The sequence below is a fragment of the Rhodococcus sp. 14C212 genome (genome assembly GCF_011058195.1).
In the GTDB taxonomy this organism is placed as follows: Bacteria; Actinomycetota; Actinomycetes; order Mycobacteriales; family Mycobacteriaceae; genus Rhodococcus; species Rhodococcus aetherivorans.
In genome coordinates this window covers 1-9453 of sequence record NZ_JAALEH010000142.1, presented here as the reverse complement: position 1 = coordinate 9453, position 9453 = coordinate 1, and the positions used below count along the sequence as shown (strand labels likewise).

The 9453-nt window shown below is 65.3% G+C and carries 10 protein-coding genes and 1 pseudogene; 2 read left to right on the top strand and 9 right to left on the bottom strand.

The features are described 5' to 3' along the window. Positions 1-290 precede the first annotated feature (290 nt). Positions 291-614 carry a hypothetical protein gene (locus G6038_RS29180; protein WP_165042226.1) on the top strand — a complete coding sequence of 108 codons (324 nt, stop codon included), beginning with the start codon at positions 291-293 and terminating at the stop codon, positions 612-614. 298 nt (positions 615-912) lie between these two features. On the opposite strand, the gene G6038_RS29175 is transcribed toward G6038_RS29180, so the two are convergent. The 6 genes from G6038_RS29175 to G6038_RS29145 form a co-directional block, all read right to left on the bottom strand. Further along, entirely contained in the window at positions 913-1857 is a 945-nt protein-coding gene (locus G6038_RS29175; RefSeq protein WP_165042224.1) for an isocitrate lyase/PEP mutase family protein, read from the bottom strand. Further along, positions 1857-2204 carry a hypothetical protein gene (locus G6038_RS29170; RefSeq protein ID WP_165042222.1) on the bottom strand — a complete coding sequence of 116 codons (348 nt, stop codon included), beginning with the start codon at positions 2202-2204 and terminating at the stop codon, positions 1857-1859. The genes G6038_RS29175 and G6038_RS29170 overlap by 1 nt, the downstream gene beginning before the upstream one ends. Before the next feature lie 202 nt (positions 2205-2406). After that, positions 2407-2919 (bottom strand): cupin domain-containing protein, encoded by a 513-nt coding sequence (locus G6038_RS29165; RefSeq protein WP_165042221.1) that lies wholly within the window; start codon positions 2917-2919, stop codon positions 2407-2409. A 27-nt stretch (positions 2920-2946) separates the two neighbouring features. After that, positions 2947-4248, bottom strand: a complete 1302-nt coding sequence (locus G6038_RS29160; protein WP_165042219.1) for an LLM class flavin-dependent oxidoreductase — start codon at positions 4246-4248, stop codon at positions 2947-2949. A gap of 46 nt (positions 4249-4294) precedes the next feature. Beyond that, on the bottom strand, positions 4295-5185 hold the full coding sequence (locus G6038_RS29155) for an SDR family NAD(P)-dependent oxidoreductase (protein ID WP_165042217.1): 891 nt from the start codon (positions 5183-5185) through the stop codon (positions 4295-4297). Between the two features lie 1063 nt (positions 5186-6248). Further along, the gene (locus G6038_RS29145) at positions 6249-6638 is read right to left on the bottom strand and encodes a hypothetical protein (protein WP_165042213.1); all 390 of its coding nucleotides are present in this window, start codon (positions 6636-6638) and stop codon (positions 6249-6251) included. A gap of 349 nt (positions 6639-6987) precedes the next feature. Between G6038_RS29145 and G6038_RS29140 the strand changes: the two genes are divergently transcribed. Beyond that, positions 6988-7434, top strand: a complete 447-nt coding sequence (locus G6038_RS29140; RefSeq protein WP_240918832.1) for a hypothetical protein — start codon at positions 6988-6990, stop codon at positions 7432-7434. A gap of 564 nt (positions 7435-7998) precedes the next feature. Here the strand turns inward: G6038_RS29140 and ssb are convergent. The 3 genes and pseudogenes from ssb to G6038_RS31055 all read right to left on the bottom strand — a co-directional run. After that, positions 7999-8261: pseudogene (gene ssb, locus G6038_RS29130) on the bottom strand (single-stranded DNA-binding protein); the annotation flags it as partial. A gap of 101 nt (positions 8262-8362) precedes the next feature. Then, positions 8363-8548: a hypothetical protein gene (locus G6038_RS29125; protein ID WP_165042209.1), complete on the bottom strand. Its 186-nt coding sequence runs from the start codon at positions 8546-8548 to the stop codon at positions 8363-8365. 695 nt (positions 8549-9243) lie between these two features. Then, positions 9244-9453, bottom strand: a 210-nt coding sequence (locus tag G6038_RS31055) for a hypothetical protein (RefSeq protein WP_206025817.1), incomplete at its 5' end; no start/stop codon positions are given.

The window sequence follows — 9453 nt, the reverse complement described above, 5'->3', positions numbered from 1 at the left end:
CGACCACCGCCTCCGGCAGATCCTCGTACGAGGTAGCCGCGACGAACTCCGCCAACGCCGACGTCGAGCGCACCCCACCCCGAGCCGGGACCACATCCTGCACTGTCATCTGGACTCCGTCCCCAAAGAAAACTTAGAGCTATCTGAAAAGCGCCAAATACAGGTTCCATCATGCTGCACTCAACGTCAAGGACTTTCGTCCGATCGCCCATGGGGAGATCCCATATGCGGAAGAACCTTTGCCTGAGCGGGGACAGCCCGGTCGCCAAGTCAATGCCACCCAAGAGTGGATGCAACTGAAGCCTGATAGTCGTCCTACAGGTGTTCAGTCCCGCGACGTGTGGTTCATCGACGATCTCCTGACGGAACTCGAGATGAGCTTCGGGCTCGAAGGAGGCCACATGAAGCGCGAGGTACTCATCGAGGAGGCCCCTGGATTGTCTTGCGTCGAGGACATTGTGTCCTGGTCACCGCGTCCGGAGGCGTTGATCCTCAATGTCGGCGACTTGTCGACCGGTGAGGGAATCCCGCTGCTGACTGCGGTGACCTCCGCGAACGCCCACGGCAGTGTCATGTTGCAGCCAATGTTGACCTCCGTCAGCCTGATTCGTTAATCTCGGGGCGACACGGTTGCCGACCCGGCCGGATGCGCGTCGACAAGAGCTACGACTGCCCCGCGCACCGCCGGTGGTTACGCTCCCGTGGCGTCGTGCCGCGCATCGCTCGTCGCGGCATCGACAGTAGCGAGCGACTGGGCCGGTACCGTTCGAAGATCGAACGCACTCTGGCTGGCTCCGCGGCTACCGTCGATTGACGATCTGGTACGAACTCTACGTCGAACATTTCGCCGGGTTTCTACAACTCGCCGCAGCGTTGAACTGCTGGAACAAGCTTTCCGTATGAGACCTTCTTTTAATCGTGGATGGTGTTGTAGTCGCGTTGTTGATCGGACGGCAGGAATCGCTCTTCGAGTCCGCGCACGTCCTGATAGCTCGGCTTGACGAAGGCGTCCCCCCATCCCACGAATTCCTCCGTGCCCTCGAGTTCGAAGAGGTGGTCGAGATACTCGTCGATCGGGTTCAGTTCGCCGGAGTCGCGCACCTTCAGCAGCAGCTTCCACAACTCCTGGACGCCCGGGATGATGAAGGGGACGATGCTGATGGCCTGCCTCATCTGGGACAGCTCAGCAACCGATGGCGTCGGTCCGGCGTGACGGCTCGCGATCACGTAGGCCGGCCCGGGTGTCTCGGTGAGCAGGTAGCGGGCCTCGTCCCATGAGCGGATGCCCTCGTAGAAGATGACGTCGACGCCGGTCTCCTCCCGGTAGAGCTTGCCCCGGCGCAGGGCCTCCTCGAGCCCGCCCCCCGCAGCGGCGTAGCCATCCGTGCGGGCGGTGATCACGAAGTCGGGATCGAGCTGATCTCGGGCCTCGACGGCCGCACGCAGCCGCCCAATCGCCTCCTCGTCCGACACGATCGCGATCCCTGCCTGGCCGCCCGCCTTCTTGGGATCCCGTTGATCCTCCAGGTGGATTCCGGCGACACCGGTGGCAATGAAATCCTGAACCGTCTTGCGAACGTTCTGGATGCCGCCGTAACCGGTGTCGGCGTCGCAATACACCGGGATATCCACTGACTGAACGATTCTGCGTGCGGCATCGATGATTTCCGTCCGGGTCATCAACCCGACGTCCGGGAGCCCGTTCCACCAGGAGGTCATCCCACCTGAGATGTGGAAGGACTCGAACCCGGCCCGTTCCGCCATCTGAGCGTGAATAGGCATCACACCGAAGGGCATCAGTTCGGTTCGGTCGCTTTCGAAGATCCGGCGGAGCCGGGTCGTCTTCTTCACTTTCATCACGCCAACTTTCGGTAGAAGGACGCAGGGTGGTTGTCGCCGAGGCGCGTGCCGCTGCCCGGGGAAGAACTTCTCGCGCAGGTGCCGGGTGTGTAATCCCGCTGTGCAAGGCCGCGCTGTTGCAGCACAGGAATGACGTGATCGGCGAAGTCGGCGTAGGAGCTCGCAACGAGCATGGACATGATGGTGGTTCGGTCCATTCCCGCGGCCGGGTATTCCTCGAACCTGTCCGATCGACGCCGGTGTCCCGACCACCCGCTACTGTTCGGGGACGATGCCAGCAGGTCGGTGACGGCGGCGGCGCATCCATGTACGGTGTCGATCACGAGTTGGATGGTGCCGCGCATGCCGGGAACGGTCTCGAGCAGATCCTTCGACGGCTGGTCCGGGTGGTGGAGTCGAGATCCACCCGGGTCGTCCCGTTCATCGCGGTCTTTTGCACCTCGGCTCTTTCGTCCTGGTCTGTGCCAAGTGCACCGGCTGAAAACAACTGTGCGCTGGTCCTGTCGCCGCGTTGGCGACCCGAGACGGCAAGGTCGGGCACCTAGGTCAGCTCACCGGCGGGTGTGCCCCTACGACGACAGCCACGTAGGTGCAGTCCTCGTCGTAGTGGTTACGCCAGGCGTGCGGCGCGCCTGCCATGATCAGGACAGATCCGGGTTTCAGCGTTCGCACCTGACCTCCGGGGAGCTCGATGTCGACCTTGCCCGAGAGGATGATCTCGTAGTCGATCGTGTCGGTCCGGTGCATGTCCGCCTCACCGCCCACACCTGTCTCGGCGTCCTTCGTGCCCGCGGCGGCCATGTCGAGCTTGCCCGCCGAGTGGGCCGGGAACCGGAACAGGCCGAGCTTCGAACCGCCGGGACCGGGAAAAGTCATACCGGAGGGTGCGCCCCCGATTTGCAGCGGCAGCGAAACGATGCCGTCTGTTTCCCACACGAAGGCGCCGTCGATGGCGCCGGGTACCTCCAGCGCCGCGGGCTCGCCCGCCTCGGCGAAATAGGATTTGCCGTCCGCGTCTACGGCGGCGATGATCAGTTCGAATTCGTTGGCGATAGCCATTGCTTTCTCCTTGTGGCAGAGGCGGCGTCAGGCGCGTGCGGCGACGGCGGTGAACTGGTTACTCGGGCGCGCGAAGCCCAGGTGCCCGCGCAAGGTGTCGGCTTCGTACTCGGTGCGGAATCGGCCCCTGCGTTGCAGCTCGGGCACGACGAGATCGACGAAGTCCTCGAGCTCCTCCGGGCAACCTTGCAGGCACAGCACGAACCCGTCACCGGCCCCGTTGTCGACCTCTGCTTCGATGTAGTCAGCGATGGTCTCGGCGCTGCCCACGACCGTTCCGGGACCCTTGAAACCGGTCAAGAACTCACGCACGGTCGGCCGACGGCCATCGACGGTGTACGAGAGCACCGCATCCCGATAACCCTGGATCCGATCTGTCGCACCGAGATCCGGAAGCGGCTCGTCGAGCGGATAGGGGGACAGATCGATTCCGAGCATGGACTCGACAACGCCTCGAGCGAGGTCCGGATGCAGGTGCTCCTGCAGCCAGTTCCACTTCTCCTGCGCCTCGTCGTCGGTGCGTCCGATCACCGGCGTGATCTGTGACAGGATCTTCACATCGCCGGGAGCGCGGCCGGCGTCGGCGGCGATCCGCAGCACATCGTCGCGGTAGGCCTTACCGACTGCGCCGCCCAGCGGAGAGAAGATGATCTCACCGGTCGTGGCCGCGAGCTGTCGGCCCGGCCCGGAGCTTCCTGCCTGCGCCAGCACGGGATATCCCTGCGGCGGGCGCATCACGTTAAACGGGCCTTCGACGTAGTAGTGCTTGCCGGCGAAGTTGGTCGGATGCAGCTTGGCCGGGTCGAAGAAGATTCCCGCCTCCTGGTCGAGGAGGTAGGCGTCGTCTTCCCAACTGTCCCAAAGTTTCTTGACGACATCGACGAATTCGGCCGCCTTTTCGTAGCGGAGCTCCGTGGAGATCTGCCCGGCGTCGCTGAAATTTTTGGCGTCCTGGGGTCCGGCGGAGGTGACGATGTTCCAGCCCGCACGACCATGGCTCAGGTGGTCGATGCACGCGAGCTGTCTCGCCAGCTCGTACGGCTGGTGGAACTCCGTGTGTGCGGTCGCGACGAGACCGATCTTCTCCGTGGCGGTGGCCATCGCGGTCGTCATGATCAACGCGTCCCAGACGCCGACCTTCGCGGTGTGGTGGCGCAAGTGCTCGGGCACCGGCCACAGGGACTGGTTGTCCGCCATGAAGACCGCGTCGAGCATGCCTCGTTCGGCGGTGCGGGCGAGGTCCCGCCACATGTCGAAGTTCCAGATATCGTTGCCCTTGGTGTTCGGGCGCCGCCACGAGGCCTGGTGCCAACCCCCCGCGTGCGGCATGACGCACACCGGAATGTGTTGCGACATCATCGTCCTTTCTGTCCGTTCAGTCCTGCCGGGGCTGCGGCGCCCCGGCCAGCACCGCGTCGAAACGTGCTTGCAATTCGGCGACCGGCGCCGGATGAGTGAGAATGTGTGGCTTATTCGCCTTGATGGCGTCCACCACGAGCCTGCCCGTCGCGTTGGGCGTGATGTACTCCAAGGGAGTCGCGGCAACGTCGGGATCGGTCACCGGCTCCTCGGCTTTGCCCTCGACGATCGGGTTACCGGGCTGCTGGACGTAATCCGACCACGGCTTCACCCCCCGCGCCTCGGATCGTTCCGCCTCCGACCGCAGGCGCTCGCTGGTGACAATGCGGGTGCGCACCGGCCCCGGGTGCAGGATACTCACCCCGATCCCCTGAGTCGCGAGTTCACCACGCGCGGCATGGGATAGGCCGTCGACCGCACTCTTCGCCGCCGAATAGGCCGAATGCCCGGCGACGGAGATCAGCGACGCCATGGACGAGGTGTTCACGATGTGCTTTTCGCCGGGAGTCTCGCGCATCCGGGGAACGAACACATGATGCCCGTTCAGCACACCCCAGAAGTTGACCTTCATGACCCATTCGTAGTCCTCGTAGCTGGTGTCCCAGGAAGCCCGGAACGGGCGCAGCGTCACACCCGCGTTGTTCACCAGGATCTCCACAGAACCGAACTCGGCATACACCTCGTCGGCCAGCCCCCAGACCGCATCCAGATCGGACACGTCCACCGCGTGCGCGGTGGCCCGGCTGCCCTTCGCGCCGATCTCGGCGGCAACCGCCTCGGCCGCCGCCTTGTCGATGTCCACGACAGCGACGTTGGCACCTTCGGCCGCGAGCTCCAGAGCAATCGAACGGCCCATGCCGCCACCCGCGCCAGTAACCACGGCGGTACGGCCCTTGATCTCCTTCATCGAAGTCCTTTCGTTGAAAACGATGTCCGGCCAGTTCGGGCCAGCGTGCGTAGGCTCGGCGACACCGCCACAGTCGGCGGTTGCCCGTGGGCCCGGAAGCCCTATGACCCAGGACACTATTGGCGGCACTGGCTTCCGCGTTAGCGGAAGCGACGTCAGACGAGTTGTGCGAACGTGCCATCGCGAAAGGAACGTCCCCGTGCGGTCACGTCGCGCTGCACCCACACCCGCGCGACATGGCGGCAGGGCCGGGAGGCGGATCAGAAAGTCGCCTTACGAGACGCCGGCCTGGCGACGGTGTCGCCGCCGGTACCGGCTGGGGCTTTCTCCGTTCCAGCGCCGGAAGGCATTGCTGAAGCTGGTCACATCGACGTAGGCAAGCAGTTCGGAGAGCTCCGACACCGGGACGGTTTGTTGGAGGAAAGTGCTCAACAGCTCGGGCGCCAGGTCGGGGAGTTCGGGCTCCAGGCGAGGTCACCGAGCAGTTGAAGGACTCCTTCCCGCGAATGGTAGGACGTGCAAGTGACGTACATTTCGTTCAGCGTGAGGGAGAACGCGCACACGACAGACACCACTTCGAGGGCAGGGGCTCGCACAACTGATATGTAGGAAAACCTGCCAAGAGGGCAGGGTGAGGCGCCTCCGGGGAGCCACTCCGAAGGCGCCTCTGCGCTTGATCGACGAGTGAACCGGGTGTGTTGCAGAGTGATCCTCGACCGTCACCGCCCGGACCAGGTACCCCCGGAGCGGAAGCAGAGTTCCACACCGATCGGCGCAGTCCGAACACCTGGGCCGAGTGGGTGAACCACGTCAGGTCCAGCCAGTCTCGTAGTACTTCGGTTCCCTTCTGCTTCGCCTTCACCTCGCGGCGGCGCCCGCGCGGGCACCGAATGTGGAACGGGAGGGCATCGGGACAGGCCTCCCAGTCGACGATCCGGACGGCAAACCGTACTGTCGGCGTTCTCCGCCTCCCAGAGGCTGACAGCTCAGGATGAACAGCCGGCGCGGCGGCCGTGTCGGAGGCGTCGTCGACCGCGGGCCGCAGGGATTTCCCGGGCATCGTTCATTCGATCACCGTCAGCCGCAGCGGGCCTGCCACGTGCTTATGCTGCTCGAGCTGCCCGCCGATCTCACGCGCCGCCTCAATCTGCACCCGGGTGGCTCGCAGCTGCTTGCGGAACTGCACCTGCCGACGTCCGTCCTCAAGTACGAGCGCGACGCACCACAGGTGCAGCCACGACGTCAGCGGAGCTCCGGTGGGGGTGGCCTCGGACAGCCGCTTGCCCCGATGCCGCTCGACGAACTGCACGGTGGCGGCGTTGACGTCGAGGTCGAGTGCGATAGACAGGGCGAGCAGGGCGTCCTCGGAGGGCTGCCAGTCGTCGGGCAGGACGGTGTCGACGACAGCGAGAGCAACAGGCTCGGCGACGGTCAGCCGGGGCGGGATGTCCATGCCCGTTATCCTGGCCGTTTTCTGCTTGTCTATGCCCGTCGACACGCCCTGATAGGGCGGGCGGGGCGCGGTCACCCGCGCCCCGGTCATCCGGGAGATCACGCTGCGTGCGCTTCTGAAGCATGGACCCCGAGCTTGAGAAGGTGCTCCTCTACATGGGCGAGGGAAAGCCCGCCAAGGCTGACGCGCTGGGGTGACGGCGAGCCTACAAACGCGAATCGCTAACGCGTCAACGGCTCCCGTGGTCACAGTCTGGCATGCTCTGCAGCGAGGCCGCGCAGTCCCCGGTTCGGCCTTCTCGATGAGGAAGCGAGCGGAATCTGTGAAGACACCTACTGGCCGTGCGGCGATGGCAACCTTTGCCGCCGCGCCCATCGTGCTGTTCACCGCTGGTCCTGCTGCGGCAGCACCGGACGACGTCACGTTGACAGCCTCTGCCCGCGGCCAGACTGTGACCACGACGGTCACCAACAACACCGGGGCAGACATCTACTGCGCGGTGATCGGCATGAAGCCGGGACAACATCCCGAACGCGACCCGATCGCTTTCTCGGTGGGCTTCGTAGACGGGGAGTTTGTCCCTGTGGCTATCGCTGCGGGAACCCGTTCAATCGATTTCCGGGGTGTTCCCCAGGGTGACTATCTGGTCGACTGGGGCTGTAGGGACAATGTGCGTGAGGTCTGGGGGACGCCCCTGATGTATAGCCTCAGCGCAACCGCCCAAGCTGTCCCCGTCACCGTCGCCCGAGACGATTGCTTCGGCTCGGCTTGTCTACCAACCGGTTTCGGTTCGTAACTCCGGTTGAGCGTCCTGTCGGTCCTGCGGAACGGCTTCCGGCCCGTCGAGATGATATTGCTCATGCCTCCATTCCCTTGCTTTCGTCGGTGAGGTAGCGGTACACCGTCGCCCGGGATACGCCGAGCACCTTGCCGATCTCGACGGCGGTTATGGCGCGGTCCCGGAGCTCGCGTGCCCGCGCGGCTTGGGCGGCAAGGTGCTTGGGCCGGCGTCCGCCCTTACGGTTGTTCGCGGCCGCAGCGGCCGGATCCGCGCGGTCCGCTCGACAGGTTCGAGCGTTCCAGCTCGGAGAACGCCGCGATGATCGTCAGCGAACCCTAACGAGCGACCCGGCCATACCAGGCGCACTTGGCGTCGAGGATGCGGGGCGTGTCGGTAAGGCTGTCAGCAAATGTCTGCGGCGGCACCAGTGTGTGCTCGGTCCCTCGCGACCTTCCGCGACATCCGGGCCCACCTGACCGGGCGTCAGACATGGGAGCGCCCCGGCTGCCGCGGAGGGGACGGCGGCAGCCGGGGCGCGTTCAAGGGGGATCAGAACGGCGGTTCGTCGTTGCCCCCGGCGTAGGAGCGCTGCTTGAGACGCCCCTGAACGATCACGCGCGAGCCGCGAGTCAGCGTCTCGGCGACGTTCTCAGCTGCTTCACGCCAGATATTGCAGCGCATGAACAGCGCTTCGCCGTCCTTCCACTCATTCGACTGCCGGTCGAAGTTACGCGGGGTGGACGCGACGGTGAAGTTCGCGACCGCGGCACCCGCGGGGTAAAACGCAGCTCAGGATCAGCCGTGAGGTTGCCGATGAATGTGATGACGGTGTCGCCTGCCATGGTGGTGCCTTTCGTGCGGTGGTGCGGTGGTAGTGGGTCGAGCATTCCGGGCCGGGGCAGGTGTTTCAGGTCCGGCCGCCCCGGCCCGGGATGTGCTTGTGTCAGCTGGCCTTGCGGTTCTCCGGATCGTTGTTGAACGCGTGCCCGGCCAGCTCGCGGAAGGCGGTCGGATTGGTTGCCCACTGGGCGACCTGACGGGTGAAGACGGTGGCCTCGATCTCGCCGAGCAGGCCTTGGGGGACCCGAAGGTGGCTTGAGGATGAACCGGAGCTGGTCAATGTACTCACTCATCCCGCACGCGTCCGCGAGGTTCTTCCATCCCGTGACGGCGCCCGGGTCCTCACCGCCGGTCAGGGGGCGGGGACTTTGCTGCGCCTGAGGGGGCTGCAGCGGTGCAGACGCTGAAGCACCGTCCTGGTTCTGCGGCTGCTGGGCGACGGTCTGCGCGGTGGTGTTCTCGCCGCGATCAAACGACTGCTGCTGTGGCGGCATATCGACCGGAGGCTGCATGTCGATCCCGAGGTAGTCGGCCATCATTCGTTGCGTGCGTGAGAAGTCCTCCGCGGCAGCTTTCCCGACGAGCAGCGACCACCTCCGACGTGCGTCGTCAGCGGTGAGGTGCTCGACCGCGTACGGGTAGCGGGTGCTGATGATCTGTTGCATCCACTGGCCCGCCTCCTTGTGAGACGCCTCGTTTCGGTCGATCGTGCCGACGACGGACTTCTGCACCCGGTCGGCCAGCCACAACAGAAGTTCCGTCAGTTGCCACACGTGCTCGAGGGAGGCCTCCGCGGTCAGTTCGGGCTGCTCGGACTCCTCGACCGCGGTCAGAGCATCCCGGAAGAGGTACACGGCCGTCTGGTGGTGGCCCGGATCTTCGCAGCGAGGTACGAGCCCATGTTCGGGCGACCGTCACTGTTGACCGACTCCCATGCTTTCCTCTCCGCGACCAGGCCCGTGCTGGGCTCGGCCGCGTGCGGTGTCAGGGGCGGATGGGGTTGCCGGTGTCGTCCCAGTCGGGCAGCTGCGGTATCCGGGTGGCCAGGACGGTGTGGGCGAGGACCAGGGTGACGGCGAGGGCGCGCGCAACCGGGCGGAGAACGAGGGTGCAGATCATCGCAGGAGCCGTCTTCTTTCTTGCTTCGCCGTCGGGCGGGGGCGAGGGGTCCGGACGCCCCGCCTGGGGGAAGGC

Coding starts and splice junctions, on each gene's coding strand:
- G6038_RS29165 (WP_165042221.1), bottom strand. CDS start 2,919: ATGGCTATCGCCAACGAATTCGAACTGATCATCGCCGCCGTAGACGCG.
- G6038_RS29175 (WP_165042224.1), bottom strand. CDS start 1,857: ATGAAAGTGAAGAAGACGACCCGGCTCCGCCGGATCTTCGAAAGCGAC.
- G6038_RS29180 (WP_165042226.1), top strand. CDS start 291: ATGCAACTGAAGCCTGATAGTCGTCCTACAGGTGTTCAGTCCCGCGAC.
- G6038_RS29140 (WP_240918832.1), top strand. CDS start 6,988: ATGGCAACCTTTGCCGCCGCGCCCATCGTGCTGTTCACCGCTGGTCCT.
- G6038_RS29145 (WP_165042213.1), bottom strand. CDS start 6,638: ATGGACATCCCGCCCCGGCTGACCGTCGCCGAGCCTGTTGCTCTCGCT.
- G6038_RS29170 (WP_165042222.1), bottom strand. CDS start 2,204: ATGCGCGGCACCATCCAACTCGTGATCGACACCGTACATGGATGCGCC.
- G6038_RS29155 (WP_165042217.1), bottom strand. CDS start 5,185: ATGAAGGAGATCAAGGGCCGTACCGCCGTGGTTACTGGCGCGGGTGGC.
- G6038_RS29160 (WP_165042219.1), bottom strand. CDS start 4,248: ATGCCGCACGCGGGGGGTTGGCACCAGGCCTCGTGGCGGCGCCCGAAC.